At 56.6% G+C, this 265-nt stretch carries 1 protein-coding gene; it reads left to right on the top strand.

Annotation, left to right across the window (positions count from 1 at the left end; genetic code table 11):
* Nucleotides 1-20 precede the first annotated feature (20 nt).
* Nucleotides 21-265 (top strand): hypothetical protein (locus OX89_RS07325; protein WP_047350114.1); only part of this gene is annotated, 245 nt, incomplete at its 3' end.

Here is a 265-nt window from a genome sequence, read left to right as displayed (position 1 = left end):
TGGAGCATAGAATGAGCAGCATGAACCTGCCGCTTGAAATCTACGACATCTTGGAGCGCAAAGTAGGGCGCGACGATGCGATGGCTGTTGCCAAGTGCATTGAGGTGTCGCTTGTGCAGATGGGCGAGCGCAGCAAGGAAATGGCCGCACAGTGCAAGCTGGAGGCCAAGGATGAGTTGCGCATCGAACTGCGCAATGAGCTTGCCACCAAGGAAGACTTGGCCAAGCTGCAAGGCTCGGTCAAGGAAGACCTGGCCAAGCTGCA

It is taken from the genome of Diaphorobacter sp. J5-51 (genome assembly GCF_001023515.1).
Taxonomy (GTDB): domain Bacteria; phylum Pseudomonadota; class Gammaproteobacteria; order Burkholderiales; family Burkholderiaceae_C; genus Diaphorobacter; species Diaphorobacter nitroreducens.
Note: the sequence above shows the minus strand (reverse complement) of the source record. Positions and strands in the feature narration are given on the sequence as shown.